Source organism: Burkholderia lata, assembly GCF_000012945.1.
Lineage (GTDB): Bacteria > Pseudomonadota > Gammaproteobacteria > Burkholderiales > Burkholderiaceae > Burkholderia > Burkholderia lata.
On sequence record NC_007510.1, the window covers coordinates 201,109 to 214,198 of the forward strand.

Consider the following 13,090-nt stretch of genomic DNA (forward strand, 5'->3'; position numbering starts at 1 on the left):
CCGTTCAGAAGTCGATCTTCGCGCTCAGGCTCACCGTGCGCGGGTCGCCCGGCTTCACATAGTCCGCGTACTGGTATTCCCAGTAGCGGCGGTTCAGCACGTTGTCGATCGACGCGCGCAGCGTCACATCGTGGCGGCCGACCCGTGTCAGGTAGCGCGCGCCCGCATTGACGACGAGAAAGCCCGGCGCGTCGAGGCCGCCGGCCGCGCGCAGCGGCGTTGCGCCGGTGAATTTCGCATCGACGCCGAGCGTCAGCCCCGGCACGCCCGGCACCGCATAGCCGATGTCGCCGGCGAGCACGAAACGTGGCGCGCCCGCAACACGGTTGCCGTTGTTACCGATCCCGTTCGCGTACCACGCGTCGAGCAGCATCGCGTCGACGCCCGCGGTCCAGCGCGCGCCGAATTTCGCGCGAGCGCCGAACTCGATCCCCTGGATGATCGATTCGCCGTCCTGCACGTAGACGTTCGCGGCGTTCGCATACTCGGCGCTGCGCTCGATGCGGAACAGCGCGGCCGTTGCGCTCCAGCGCGCGTGCTCGCTCTTGATCCCCAACTCGTATTGCTTGCTGCGCAGCGGTTTGAGCACCTGGCCGGCGTTCGCGTAGACGTCGTTCACGCGGCTGCCGGGCTCGAGCGATTCGGCGTAGCTCGCGTACGCGGTGGTGGTCGGCGCGAGCTTGAACATCACCGCGAACGTCGGCGTCACGACGCCGTTCTGGCGGTAGCCGGGATCCTCGACGCCGCTTGCCTGGAACGAGCGCTGCTCGTAGTTCATGTAGCGCACGCCGGCGAGCACCGACCACCGCTCGGTGAGCTGCACGGTGTCGCTCGCGAACAGCGATTTCTGGACGATCTCGCTCGTGCGGTACTGGACGAAGCCGTGCGGGCTGTCGTAGCGGTACGGGTTCGGCGCATACAGGTTGCCGGCGCCGAGCGGCACGAACACGCTGTTCGCCGAATAGTCGTTCGCCTGCTTCTGCCACGATGCGCCGAGCACGATCTGGTGGCTGAACGGGCCCGTGCGCACCTTGCCCTCGACCATCGCTCGCCATTGGCTGAAGCGGTGATCCTCCATCCCGACGTAGCGGCTGTCGGTGTAGTTGCCGGCCGCGTCCTGCAGGGTCAGCGTGCTTTCGTTGCGGCGGCGCGTCGCCTTGCTGTAGCTGTACGCGACGTCGAGCTGCCAGTCGGGCGCGAGCTGGTATTGCAGCCCGGCCGTGTAGAGCTGCAGGTTCGTGTTCAGGTACTGGTCCTTGCCGCCGAGGTTCGTCGTGCCGCCGCTGATGGTCGCGGGCAGCACGCCGCCCGGGTAGCTGCCGGTGAAGATCGACGGCGTCTGGCCCGTCGTGCGGCGGTCCTGGTACAGCGCGCCGAACGTCACCGACAGGTCGCGCGTCAGGTTCGCCTGCAGCGCGAGCGATACGCTGTCGCGGCGGATGTTGCCGTCGTTGTACGTCTTGCCTTCCTCGTGCGTCGCGTTCAGCCGCGCGCCGAACATGCCGTTCGGCCCGAAGCGCTGGCCGAGATCGACGTGCTCGGTCCACACGCTGGTGCTCCGGTAGCCGACGTCGACGCTGCGCACGGGTTCGGCGCCCGGCTGCTTCGTCACGTAGTTGACGACGCCGCCGGGCGTCACGAAGCCGTACAGGAAACCGCCGAGCCCCTTCAGCAGCTCGACGCGATCGAGCTGTTCGTACGGCATCGTGATCCCGTACGTGACGAACGGCAGCCCGTCGATCTTGAAGCCGTTCTGCCAGTCGAGCTGCATGCCGCGCACGGTCATGTAGCTGGCCCACGCGCTGTACGCGCCGCTGTTGTCGGACACCGACGCGTCGTTCGCGAACACGTCGCCGAGCTTGTACGGCTGACGTGCCTCGAGCTCCTCCGACGTGACGATCGTCGTCGAGAACGGCGTGTCGAGCTGGCGCCGCGTGCCGAGCGCGCCGGTGGAAATCGTGTCGGTCAGGTGCTGCGGCGAATCATGCGCAGCGGTGACGTTGATGGCCGGCAACGCCGTGGCGCCGCCGGGCGAATCGTCCGCGTGCGCGAGCGATGCGGCAACGCAGGCAAGGGCGGCGGCCACGCGACGTGGACGGACGGGAGGGCGGGCGAGGCTGACGGTCATGGCGGATAAGTAAAAATGCAAGTAAGAATCATTCGCATTGCGATAAAATGTCGCGCATCGTATCAAAACCCGTCGAACGCGCAACAATTCCATGCCGCGTGCAAGGGCATCCGGTCTCGCCAGCGGCGGCCGGCCGGCTCGTGCGCGGCGCCTGACCTCAAATGACCTGCATCCTGTTGAACCGGGGCCGCTCGTGCCGGCCCGCTTTCCCTTCGCAGTGCGCGCGATGAATGCGCTCCTGCGACCGTTTCTCGTCCGCCTGCATCGCTGGTTCGGTCTCGCGATCGCGTTGTTTCTATTCGTCGCGGGCCTCACCGGCGCGCTGATCGCGTGGGATCACGAGCTCGATGCGGCGCTGAACCCGGACTTCTACACCGCCCGCAGCGATGCGGCGCCGCTTGATCCGCTCGCGCTCGCGACGCGCATCGAGGCTGCGGACCCGCGCGTGCAGGTGACCTATCTGCCGCTCGCGATCGAGCCGGGGCACACGCTGCAGGCGGGCGTGATGCCGCGCACCGACCCGGCAACCGGCCAGCCGTACGCGCTCGACTTCAGCCAGGTCGCCGTCGATCCCGCGACCGGTGCGGTGCAGGGCCGCCGCGAATGGGGCGCGCTGTCGGTCGCGCGGCTCGACCTGATGCCGTTCATCTACCGGCTGCACTACTCGCTGTTCCTGCCCATGGTTGGCGGGATCAACTTCGGGTTCTGGGTGATGGGCGTCGTCGGCATCGTGTGGGCGATCGACTGCCTGATCGCGCTCGTACTCGCGTTTCCGAACCCGAAGAGCTGGCGCAAGTCGTTCGCGTTCCGCGTGCGGCGCGGCGGCTATCCGCTGGTGTTCGACCTGCACCGCTCGGGTGGCGTGTGGGTGTGGGGGCTGCTGCTGGTCGTCGCGATCACGTCGATCTCGATGAATCTCGCCGTGCCCGTCGTGCGACCGCTGGTCTCGCTGGTGTCGCCGCTCGCCGAGACGCCATACACGAATCCCGAACACTTCCCGCCCGCCGCGCCGGGCAGCAAGATGCTGCCGCGCGAGCGGATCGTCGAGATCGCGCGCGCGGCCGGGCGCGACGCGGGGATCGACGCGCCGCCGGGCGCACTGCTGTTCGCACCGGCGATGAATGCCTATGCGGTCGGGTTCTTCACGCCCGGCAACGACCACGGCGACGTCGGGCTCGGCAATGCGTGGCTCTACTGGGATGCGGTGACTGGCAAGCCCGTCGCCACTCAGGTGCCGGGCCGCGGCTCGGCCGGCGACCTGTTCATGCAGGCGCAGTTTCCGCTGCACTCGGGGCGGATCGCCGGCGTCGCGGGCCGCGTTGCGGTGAGCGTGCTCGGTATCGTCATCGCGATGCTGAGCGTGACCGGCATCTGCATCTGGGTGAAGAAGCGCAGCGCCCGCGTGCGGGCCGCGCGCAGCACGCGGGCGGTTGCGCCGGCGTCGTCGCGCGCCGCGAGGTGAGGGGTTGCGCGGTGCGCCCCGCTTCGTGAGCGGTGCGCGAGCGGTTCAACCAGCGCAGGGCCGCGGCACACGACGGGTGGCCGGCGGATGCCCGCGCCGTCAGCTCGCCTTGCGGCGGCGTGCGGGCTGCTTGCCGCCGAGCGCCGCGCATTGCGCGTGGCACGGGCAGCCGACCTCGTGATCGTTGACCATGCCGGTGGCCTGCATCAGCGCATAGCAGATCGTCGAACCGACGAACTTGCAGCCGTATGCCTTCAGCGCCTTGCTGAGCGCGTCGGACTGTTCGGTCGACGCGGGCGCGTCGCGGTACGACTGCCACGCGTTCTGGATCGTCGTGTTGTCGACGAACGACCACAGGAACGCGGCGAGCGATCCGTGCTCCTCGCGGATACGCTGCACGGCATGCGCATTGGTGACTGCTGACTCGACTTTCGCGCGGTTGCGCACGATGCCGGGATTCTCCAGCAGCTTCTCGATGCGCTTCGGCGTGAAGCGCGCGACGGCATCGACGTCGAAATCCGCAAAGGCTTCGCGGTAGCCCGCGCGCTTGTTCAGGATCGTCGACCACGACAACCCGGCCTGGGCCCCTTCCAGGATCAGCATTTCGAACAGGTGGCGATCGTCGTGCGACGGCACGCCCCACTCGGTATCGTGATAGTGAGCATCCGCTTCCGTCTTCACCCAGTTGCACCGCTGCGACATCGTCTGCCTCGCTTTCCGTATCGATTCGATCGCGTCAGCATAGCGGAAGCCCTTTTCACGGAACAGCCGGCCGAACGGCAGATGGGCGCGCGGCGCCGATCCGGTTAAGCTTGGCGCCTGTTCGAATCAGCGGGATGAAGGCATGGCGGCATTACTTTTTGCGATCGGCATCGACGGCGGCGGCACGGGCACGCGCGCGGTGCTGGCCGACCGGCACGGGCGCGAGCTTGCGCAGGGGCGCGGCGGCCCGTCGGGGCTCGGGCTCGGCATCGAGCGCGCGTGGGCGTCGATCGGCGCGGCCTGCGCCGACGCGTTCACCCAGGCCGGTCATGCATTCGACTGGTCGCAGTGCGCGCTCGGCTGCGGGCTCGCGGGCGTCAACAATGCGGCGTGGCTGGCTGCGTTCCGCGCACTGTCGCCGCTCGGCGCGCTCGCGATCGAGAGCGACGCGTATACGACCGTCGTCGGCGCACACGGCGGCGCGCCGGGGCTCATCGTCGCGCTCGGCACCGGCAGCATCGCGGCGGCACTCGATGCGGCCGGCGCGTGCCGGATTGCGGGCGGCTTCGGCTTTCCGTCCGGCGACGAGGCGAGCGGCGCGTGGCTCGGCGTGCGAGCGCTCGCGTATGCGCAGCAGGCGCTCGACGGCCGCGTGCCGCGCGATGCGTTCGCCAGCGCGCTGCTCATGGAAACGGGCGCGCAGGATCGCGACGCGCTCGTCCAGTGGTCGTGCGATGCGAACCAGACGATCTACGCGCGGCTTGCGCCGATCGTGCTCGCGCACCGTTCGCATCCGGTCGCGGGCGCGCTGATCGCGCAGGCGGGCGACGAGATCGGCAAGATGATCGACGCGCTCGATCCACAGCAGGCGCTGCCGGTCGCGCTGTGCGGCGGACTGGCGGACGCACTTGCCCCGGCCGTGCCGGAGCGCCATGCCGCCCGGCTGCGCGCGCCGCTCGACGATTCTGCGCACGGCGCGCTGCGGCTCGCGCTGCAGGCGCTGCGGGCGGCGGAAGGCCACTGATGGCCACCCATGGCAGCTGAAAGTTGCTGCGCGTCGCGTAACGCCTGAAGGCGTTCGACGGTGGTTGAAGGCGCACCAAAACCGGCCCGCTGGCGGCGATTGACCGGGAACCGCCCGGCGGGCAACCGGGCACGACGTTAGAATGGCCGTTCCGCAGAGCCCTGAGCGCCATTCTCCCGTCCCATGTACAAAGTCATCGCCACCGATCTCGACGGTACCCTGCTGAACAGCGACCACCAGCTCGATCCGTACACGATCGACACCGTCCGTCGGCTCGACCGCGACGGCCTGCAGTTCGTGATCGCCACCGGGCGCCATTACGCGGACGTCGCCGGCATTCGCGACGTGCTCGGCATCCGGCCGTACCTGATCACGTCGAACGGCGCGCGCGTGCATGCGCCGGACGACACGACGATCCACGCGCAGGACATCGATCCGGCAATCGTCCGCGGCCTCGTGCAGCCGGACATCGTCGGTGCGCACGGCCGCGTGATCGTCAACCTGTTCACCGACCAGGGCTGGCTGATCGACCGCGATGCGCCGCACCTGCTCGAATTCCACCAGGATTCGGGCTTCCGCTACGACGTGATCGACATGCCCGCGCACGACGGCGCGGATATCGCGAAGGTGCTGTACATCGGCGATCCGGCCGATCTGGCGGTCGTCGCCGAGCAGATGCGCGTGCGCTTCGGCGATGCGCTGTACGTCACGTACTCGCTGCCCGACTGCCTCGAAGTGATGACCGCGAACGTGTCGAAGGGCCGTGCGCTGCGCTCGGTGCTCGCGCGGCTCGGTGTCGACACCGGCCACTGCATCGCGTTCGGCGACAACATGAACGATATCGACCTGCTCGAAACCGCCGGCCACGCGTTCATGATGAACAACGCGAACCCCGACCTGGTCGCGCGGCTCCCGCACATTCCGCGGATCGGCAACAACTTCGACGCCGGCGTCGCCCGTCACCTGCGCGCGCTGTTCTCGCTCGAGGACAACGTCGCCGCCTCCTGAGCGTCCTGCCGGTGCGGAAATGAAAAACGGGCGCCAGTGGCGCCCGTCGAAATTACCTGCCTCGATCTTCTTTGACAGCGTGAGGCTCGCTGCTCTGCTCGCTTGACCCCGTAGTGTTTTATTCGCTTGTGCGAGCCGATGCCGGCAGCAGGTCGACGGCGTCGTCACGCCCCGCGACCAGCGGATAGATGATCCCGGCGAGTACCGCGCCGATGATCGGTGCCACCCAGAACAGCCAGAGCTGGCCGATCGCGTCGCCGCCCACGAACAGCGCGGGGCCGGTCGAGCGGGCCGGGTTCACCGACGTGTTGGTGACCGGAATCGAGATCAGGTGGATCAGCGTCAGGCACAGGCCGATCGCGATCGGCGCAAAGCCGGCCGGCACGCCGCGCTTGTCGGTGGCGCCCAGGATCACGAACAGGAAGAAGCCCGTCATCACGACTTCGCAAATGAACGACGCGCTGAGCGAGTAGTGGCCCGGCGAGCGCTCGCCGAAGCCGTTCGTCGCAAAACCGCTGCCGACGACGTCAAAGCCCGGCTTGCCGGTCGCGATCAGGTACAGCACGAATGCGCCGAGCGTCGCACCGACCACCTGCGCGACGATGTACGGCACGAGATCGCGGGCAGGAAAGCGGCCGGCGACCGTCAGGCCGACGCTCACCGCCGGATTCAGGTGGCAGCCCGAAATGTGGCCGATTGCGAATGCCATCGTCAGCACAGTCAGGCCGAAGGCAAGTGCGACGCCGGCAAAGCCGATGCCGAGGCCCGGAAAGGCGGCGGCCAGCACGGCGCTTCCGCACCCGCCGAGCACCAGCCAGAACGTGCCGAATACCTCTGCAGCGAGACGCTGAGAAAGATTCATGTAAGGACCTTGGTCAAGTGGATTGAAGACAACCGGACGACGTGACGGATTTAAACCGTCACCCGGAATTGGTCTGGATTATAGGAAATGAATCGGGTCGGGGAGGGTCAACGATTGTTAAATTTGAATAGCTGACGAATGCCTTTTATTAGAATAAGTCCGCATTCTCGATATAGCCGAATCGGTTAAAGATGACAGCATTAAATTCGAAGGGCAGGGCGGCAGTGCGGATGGCGTAACGGATGTTGGTGTCCCGGCTGGATTCGCCGGGGCCGCATCATCGAAAAGGGGAGTCGAAAAATGTCTCAATACGCGAAACTCAAGGCGCAGATCGCCGATCTGCAGGCCCAGGCGGACGATGTGCGCCGCCAGGAAGTGGCGGCGGTGATTGCGGAAGTCCAGCAAAAGATTGCCGAATATGGGCTGACTGCCCAGGATCTGGGCTTCGCGGAGCGAGCGAAGCGCGGGCGCCCGCCGAAGAAGGCGCCGCTACCCCCGAAATACCGCGATCCGAAGTCGGGCGCGACCTGGAGCGGGCGAGGCAAGCCGCCGAATTGGATCGTCGGTAAAAACCGCGATCGTTTCGTCATCGAATGACCGAAAACCCAAACAAAAGAGCCGCATCGAGATGCGGCTCTTTTGATTTGCGCGCCGATTCCGGCACGGATTGGATTACGGAATATTTCCTCGCGGAATTCCGTGTCAGGCGCCAGCGACCCGGCGCAATGCCGGTTGACGGGCTCCCGTGCAAAGCGATTCGTAAGTTTCGACATAACGCTGCGCCATTGCCTTCGAGCTGAAACGCGTGTCGAAACGTTCGCGGATGGCCGTGCGCGACAGGCTGTCGATCCGGTGCAGCGCGCCGACCGCGCCCTGTACGTCCTCGACGATGAAGCCGGTCACGCCGTCCTCGATCACTTCCGGCACCGAGCCGCGGTTGAACGCGACGACCGGCGTGCCGCAGGCCATCGCCTCGATCATCACGAGGCCGAACGGCTCCGGCCAGTCGATCGGGAACAGCAGCGCCTTCGCGCCCGAGAGGAACGCGGGCTTCTGCGCCTCGTTGATCTCGCCGATGAATTCGACGTGTGCCTGGCCGAGCAACGGCTCGATCACTTCCTTGAAATAGTCGGCGTCGGCCTTGTCGACCTTCGCGGCGATCTTCAGCGGCAGCCCGCTTTGCGCGGCGATCCGGATCGCGGTGTCGACGCGCTTTTCCGGGCAGATCCGGCCGAGGAACGCGAGGTACTCGGGCTTCACGCCCGGCTGCGGCGTGAGCAGCGTGTCGGGCAGCCCGTGATACACGGTGCCGGCCCACGCGGCCTGCGGCAGCGGCTTGCGCTGGTTGTTCGAGATCGACACGACCGGCGAGTCCGGGAACGCGTCGAACACCGGCTGCAGTTCCGGCAGGTCGAGGCGGCCGTGCAGCGTCGTCACGTACGGCGTGTCGAGGCGCGACATCAGCGGGAACGGCAGGTAGTCGAGGTGGAAGTGCAGCACGTCGAATTCGTGCGCGACCCGGGCGACCTTTTCGAGGAGCCGCATATGGGGCGCCATCGAATCGCGGATCGACGGGTCGAGCCGCAGTGCGCGCGGCCAGGCCGCCTCGAGACGGGCCGACGTGACGGAGTCGCCGCTGGCGAACAGGGTCACGTCGTGGCCGAGTTCGACGAGCGCCTCGGTGAGGTAGGACACGACACGCTCGGTGCCGCCGTAGAGTTTCGGCGGAACGGCTTCGTAAAGCGGCGCGATCTGGGCAATTCGCATGGATTTCTCCTGTTTCGATCCGGGGGCGCGGTGGCGCTGATGCGGATCCCGTGCAAGGTTGCGGAACTCGCCGACGTACGCGGTTGGCGCTACGTGGCCGGGCCCTGGGCGGGGTGCGCGGGGCGCCGGACGGCAAGCTGCGGGGCGGGCCGGCACGGCTCGCGCCGCCGCCCATTGGAGTCCATTATCGATATCGCCCTGAGGGGTTCGAGTGTTTTTTCAAACACTTAAGGCTTGTTACACGATGAAATACGCGAAAACCCCGAGAAAAAGGGTGTGGAAACAGGAATGGAGATAGACGCAACTATTGTTGCGTCATCGTGAAAAAGCACTATAATTTTTACCGATCCGATTGTCGGCAGCCTTGCCGGCAAGCCTTCGATTACCGCCTGAAGGCCATTGGACCCATCGCAGCCGAATCCTTGCTGCCACACGCTTCCCCGCTTGCACCTTTCAATTCGCCTTGTCGGAAAAATTCCTACACGGTTTACAGAGAAATCCTGCATGGCATACGCCACTTCGCTGATACCGGCATAAATGCCGTTTGGCCAAAATTCGCCCTGTAAGACTATAAACGAGCCGACTGAGCGCCAAGCGCGTCCTGATCGAGCAAACGTTTTCATAACACGAATGGCCAAAGCAAAGCTCTTTAACGGGGGAATCATGAGCGCTACCAGCGAAATGCTCAGTGAGATCAAAGAGGTCAACCTGTCGTACCTCCTCCTCGCGCAACGCCTGCTGCGGGAAGACAAAGCGATGGGCATGTTCCGCATGGGAATCTCCCAGGAACTCGCCGACGTGCTCGCCAACCTCACGCTCGCACAGACCGTGAAGCTGGCCGCGTCGAACCAGATGCTGTGCCGCTTCCGCTTCGATGATCACGCGCTGCTGTCGTCGCTCGCCGACAAGGGCCGCAGCGATGTCGTCGCGCACGCCCACTCGGCCATCCTGATGGCCGGGCAGCAGGTCGAAGGCGTCCGCTGATCCATCCCGCCTTGCGTGTGTCCCGGCGTGCCGCGCCGGTGGGCAGCGTATTGGCCATCCATCCGAATAACGTCAAGCGGACGGTTATCACCATGGCAAGCAAAAGCGTCGTGATCGAGGTGAAGGAAATCACCCTCGCCATCGAACTGATCGAACTGGGCGCCCGGCTGCAACTGCTGGAAGCGGAGACGAGCCTGTCGCGGGACCGTCTGATCAAGCTGTACAAGGAACTGAAGGGCGTGTCGCCGCCGAAGGGGATGCTGCCGTTCTCGACCGACTGGTTCATGACGTGGCAGCCGAACATCCACTCGTCGCTGTTCTACAACATCTACCGGTTCATGCAGGACCACGGCCGCTGCGAGCCGATCCAGTCGATCGTGAAGGCGTACCGGCTCTATCAGGAGCACGTGAACCTGTCCGGCGACGAGGCCGCGCTGAGCCTCACGCGCGCGTGGACGCTCGTGCGCTTCTTCGATTCGGGGATGCTGCAGATGACCCCGTGCACGCGCTGCGGCGGCCACTTCGTCGCGCATGCGCATGATCCGCATCAAGGTTTCGTCTGCGGCCTCTGCCAGCCGCCGTCACGCGCGGGCAAGACCCGCAAGGCCGCCGCCGCGCGCGCCGAACTGGCCGCCGCCGCGGCCTGAGCGCCGGGCCGGGCAGGGCTGGGCGGGGCGCGAGCGGTCGCGCCGGGTGGCGCGAATCGTCTGCAAATTGCTGGTAAACACCGTCGGGCCGCCGCCTGGCCGCCCGCGAAAGTTTTCCTGCCGACTGCCGTAAACCTGTTTAACGGCGGTCTCCCCGCCGGTCATTCGTGAGGGACAGGCAGTGCTGATTATCGTGGGAACACTCGTGACGCTGTTGTCCGTCTTCGGCGGTTATGCGCTGGCAGGCGGGCATCTGGGCGCCTTGATCCAGCCGGTCGAGATCCTGATGATCGTGGGTGCCGGTGTCGGCGCGTTCATCCTCGGCAATGGCGGCAAGACCATCAAGGCCACGCTGCGCGTGCTGCCGACGCTCTTCAAGGGCTCGAAATACACGAAGGATGTCTACATGGAGCTGATGGCGCTTCTTTACGTGCTGCTCGCGAAGGCACGCAAGGAAGGCACGCTCACGCTCGAGGCCGACATCGACGATCCCGAAAAGAGCCCGATCTTCACGCAATACCCGAAAATCCTCGCCGATCATCACATCGTCGAATTCCTGACCGACTACCTGCGCCTGATGGTGGGCGGCAACATGAACGCGTTCGAGATCGAAAGCCTGATGGACGAGGAGATCGAGACGCACCACGCGGAAGGCGAAGGCCCCGCGCACGCACTGATGCGCGTCGGCGACGCGATGCCGGCGTTCGGTATCGTCGCGGCCGTGATGGGCGTCGTGCACACGATGGCGTCCGCCGACAAGCCGCCCGCGGTGCTCGGCGCGATGATCGCGCAGGCGCTGGTCGGCACGTTCCTCGGGATCCTGCTGTCGTACGGGCTGATCGGGCCGCTCGCGAGCCTCGCGGAGCAGCGCGTCGCCGAGTCGACCAAGATGTTCCAGTGCATCAAGGTGACGATCCTCGCGACGCTGAACGGCTATGCGCCGGCGATCGCGGTCGAGTTCGGCCGCAAGGTGCTGTTCTCGACCGAGCGCCCGTCGTTCTCCGAGCTCGAAGAACATGTGCGCCGCGTGAAGGCGAAGTGACGCGGAGCGCCCAATGAGCAAGAGCAAGGATCGCGCAATCGTCGTCAAGCGGGTGGCCCCGTCGAAGAAGGGCCACCACGGCGGCGCATGGAAGCTCGCGTACGCGGACTTCATGACCGCGATGATGGCGTTCTTCCTGCTGATGTGGCTGCTGAGCTCGGTCACGCCGGTGCAGATGAAGGGGATCGCCGAATACTTCAACACGCCGCTGAAGGCCGCGCTGTTCGGCAGCGGCGACCGCAGCTCGCAGGATTCCAGCATCATCAACGGCGGCGGCCGCGACCTGTCGAGCGTCGACGCCGGCACGCTGCGCCGCACCGACGGTACGACGCAACTCGCCGAACGCCTCGCGAAGGTGGGCGACGAGCATTCCCGGTCGCAGGAGCAGGGTGCGCAGGACCGGCTCGAACAGGCGCGCCTGCACGACCTGCAGATCAAGCTGATGGCCGCAATCGAGGCCAACCCGACGCTGCGCCAGTTCAAGCAGCAGATCCGCATCGATTCCACGCTGATGGGGCTGCGCATCGAGATCGTCGACACGCAGAAGCGGCCGATGTTCGCGATGTCGAGCGACAACGTCGAGCCGTACATGCGCGACATCCTGCGCGAGATCGGCAAGACGCTGAACGACGTGCCGAACCGGATCATCGTCCAGGGCCACACCGACGCCGTGCCGTACTCGGGCGGCGAGGGCGGCTACAGCAACTGGGAGCTGTCGGCCGACCGCGCGAACGCGTCGCGCCGCGAGCTGATCGCCGGCGGCATGGACGAGGCGAAAGTGCTGCGCGTGCTCGGCCTCGCGTCCACGCAGAACCTGAACAAGGCCGACCCGCTCGATCCGGAAAACCGCCGGATCAGCGTGATCGTGCTGAACCGCAAATCCGAAGAGGCGCTGATGCGCGACGATGCGACGACCACGACGCTGTCGGCCGATGCGGCCGGCTCGCAGCAGCTCGCGCAGCAGCTGGCCCCGGCGCCGGCCGCGCGCCCGGCGCTCGCGGCGTCCGCCGTCGCCGTGCCGAAACCCTGACGTTTACAAGATTCCGAGACAGACATGATCCGAACCATTCTCGCCATCGACGACTCCGCGACCATGCGTGCGCTGCTGCAGGCAACGCTGATGCAGGCCGGCTACGACGTGACGGTGGCGCCGGACGGCGAGGCCGGCTTCGACCTGGCGGCCACCGTGCCGTACGACCTGGTGCTGACCGACCAGAACATGCCGCGCAAGAGCGGGCTCGAAGTGATCGCCGCGCTGCGCAAGCTGACCGCCTATACGGAAACGCCGATCCTCGTGCTGACGACGGAAGGCAGCGACGCGTTCAAGGACGCCGCACGCGACGCGGGCGCGACCGGCTGGATCGAGAAGCCGATCGATCCCGCCGTGCTGGTCGACCTGGTCGCGACGCTGTCCGAACCGGCCGCCTCCTGACATTCACGCGACGCATTCAACCCGGGACCGGG

General features: G+C 66.4%; 13 protein-coding genes. 9 read left to right on the top strand and 4 right to left on the bottom strand.

The genetic code is table 11. From position 1 onward, the window contains the following. Nucleotides 1-4 precede the first annotated feature (4 nt). Nucleotides 5-2,128: a TonB-dependent siderophore receptor gene (locus BCEP18194_RS06780; RefSeq protein ID WP_041492717.1), complete on the bottom strand. Its 2,124-nt coding sequence runs from the start codon at nt 2,126-2,128 to the stop codon at nt 5-7. A gap of 226 nt (nt 2,129-2,354) precedes the next feature. On the opposite strand from BCEP18194_RS06780, the gene BCEP18194_RS06785 reads away from it, so the two are divergent. After that, nucleotides 2,355-3,590, top strand: a complete 1,236-nt coding sequence (locus BCEP18194_RS06785; RefSeq protein ID WP_011350583.1) for a PepSY-associated TM helix domain-containing protein — start codon at nt 2,355-2,357, stop codon at nt 3,588-3,590. 99 nt (nt 3,591-3,689) lie between these two features. On the opposite strand, the gene BCEP18194_RS06790 is transcribed toward BCEP18194_RS06785, so the two are convergent. Then, nucleotides 3,690-4,292, bottom strand: coding sequence for a DNA-3-methyladenine glycosylase I (locus BCEP18194_RS06790; RefSeq protein ID WP_011350584.1), 603 nt, complete (start codon nt 4,290-4,292; stop codon nt 3,690-3,692). Nucleotides 4,293-4,434: 142 nt separating this feature from the next. Here BCEP18194_RS06790 and BCEP18194_RS06795 point away from each other — a divergent pair, with 142 nt between their 5' ends. Beyond that, complete coding sequence (locus tag BCEP18194_RS06795; protein ID WP_011350585.1) at nt 4,435-5,316, top strand: BadF/BadG/BcrA/BcrD ATPase family protein; 882 nt, start codon at nt 4,435-4,437, stop codon at nt 5,314-5,316. Nucleotides 5,317-5,499: 183 nt separating this feature from the next. After that, nucleotides 5,500-6,324 (top strand): Cof-type HAD-IIB family hydrolase, encoded by an 825-nt coding sequence (locus BCEP18194_RS06800; protein ID WP_011350586.1) that lies wholly within the window; start codon nt 5,500-5,502, stop codon nt 6,322-6,324. A gap of 118 nt (nt 6,325-6,442) precedes the next feature. Here BCEP18194_RS06800 and aqpZ read toward each other — a convergent pair whose 3' ends face one another. Then, nucleotides 6,443-7,186, bottom strand: a complete 744-nt coding sequence (aqpZ, locus tag BCEP18194_RS06805; protein WP_011350587.1) for an aquaporin Z — start codon at nt 7,184-7,186, stop codon at nt 6,443-6,445. A gap of 300 nt (nt 7,187-7,486) precedes the next feature. Here aqpZ and BCEP18194_RS06810 point away from each other — a divergent pair, with 300 nt between their 5' ends. Further along, nucleotides 7,487-7,783 carry an H-NS histone family protein gene (locus BCEP18194_RS06810; RefSeq protein WP_011350588.1) on the top strand — a complete coding sequence of 99 codons (297 nt, stop codon included), beginning with the start codon at nt 7,487-7,489 and terminating at the stop codon, nt 7,781-7,783. A gap of 105 nt (nt 7,784-7,888) precedes the next feature. Here BCEP18194_RS06810 and BCEP18194_RS06815 read toward each other — a convergent pair whose 3' ends face one another. After that, on the bottom strand, nt 7,889-8,953 hold the full coding sequence (locus BCEP18194_RS06815; protein ID WP_011350589.1) for a glycosyltransferase family 4 protein: 1,065 nt from the start codon (nt 8,951-8,953) through the stop codon (nt 7,889-7,891). A gap of 663 nt (nt 8,954-9,616) precedes the next feature. On the opposite strand from BCEP18194_RS06815, the gene flhD reads away from it, so the two are divergent. The 5 genes from flhD (at nt 9,617) to BCEP18194_RS06840 (ending at nt 13,058) form a co-directional block, all read left to right on the top strand. Beyond that, the gene (flhD, locus tag BCEP18194_RS06820) at nt 9,617-9,937 is read left to right on the top strand and encodes a flagellar transcriptional regulator FlhD (RefSeq protein WP_011350590.1); all 321 of its coding nucleotides are present in this window, start codon (nt 9,617-9,619) and stop codon (nt 9,935-9,937) included. 92 nt (nt 9,938-10,029) lie between these two features. Further along, nucleotides 10,030-10,584, top strand: a complete 555-nt coding sequence (gene flhC / locus BCEP18194_RS06825; RefSeq protein WP_011350591.1) for a flagellar transcriptional regulator FlhC — start codon at nt 10,030-10,032, stop codon at nt 10,582-10,584. Nucleotides 10,585-10,765: 181 nt separating this feature from the next. Then, entirely contained in the window at nt 10,766-11,626 is an 861-nt protein-coding gene (gene motA / locus BCEP18194_RS06830; RefSeq protein ID WP_011350592.1) for a flagellar motor stator protein MotA, read from the top strand. Between the two features lie 13 nt (nt 11,627-11,639). After that, the gene (motB, locus tag BCEP18194_RS06835; protein WP_011350593.1) at nt 11,640-12,656 is read left to right on the top strand and encodes a flagellar motor protein MotB; all 1,017 of its coding nucleotides are present in this window, start codon (nt 11,640-11,642) and stop codon (nt 12,654-12,656) included. 24 nt (nt 12,657-12,680) lie between these two features. Further along, a complete protein-coding gene (locus tag BCEP18194_RS06840; protein ID WP_011350594.1) occupies nt 12,681-13,058 on the top strand; it encodes a response regulator in 378 nt (125 codons plus the stop codon). Nucleotides 13,059-13,090: the final 32 nt, after the last annotated feature.

Coding starts and splice junctions, on each gene's coding strand:
- BCEP18194_RS06795 (WP_011350585.1), top strand. CDS start 4,435: ATGGCGGCATTACTTTTTGCGATCGGCATCGACGGCGGCGGCACGGGC.
- BCEP18194_RS06840 (WP_011350594.1), top strand. CDS start 12,681: ATGATCCGAACCATTCTCGCCATCGACGACTCCGCGACCATGCGTGCG.
- flhC (WP_011350591.1), top strand. CDS start 10,030: ATGGCAAGCAAAAGCGTCGTGATCGAGGTGAAGGAAATCACCCTCGCC.
- BCEP18194_RS06785 (WP_011350583.1), top strand. CDS start 2,355: ATGAATGCGCTCCTGCGACCGTTTCTCGTCCGCCTGCATCGCTGGTTC.
- BCEP18194_RS06815 (WP_011350589.1), bottom strand. CDS start 8,953: ATGCGAATTGCCCAGATCGCGCCGCTTTACGAAGCCGTTCCGCCGAAA.
- motB (WP_011350593.1), top strand. CDS start 11,640: ATGAGCAAGAGCAAGGATCGCGCAATCGTCGTCAAGCGGGTGGCCCCG.
- BCEP18194_RS06810 (WP_011350588.1), top strand. CDS start 7,487: ATGTCTCAATACGCGAAACTCAAGGCGCAGATCGCCGATCTGCAGGCC.
- aqpZ (WP_011350587.1), bottom strand. CDS start 7,186: ATGAATCTTTCTCAGCGTCTCGCTGCAGAGGTATTCGGCACGTTCTGG.
- BCEP18194_RS06780 (WP_041492717.1), bottom strand. CDS start 2,128: ATGACCGTCAGCCTCGCCCGCCCTCCCGTCCGTCCACGTCGCGTGGCC.
- flhD (WP_011350590.1), top strand. CDS start 9,617: ATGAGCGCTACCAGCGAAATGCTCAGTGAGATCAAAGAGGTCAACCTG.
- BCEP18194_RS06790 (WP_011350584.1), bottom strand. CDS start 4,292: ATGTCGCAGCGGTGCAACTGGGTGAAGACGGAAGCGGATGCTCACTAT.
- BCEP18194_RS06800 (WP_011350586.1), top strand. CDS start 5,500: ATGTACAAAGTCATCGCCACCGATCTCGACGGTACCCTGCTGAACAGC.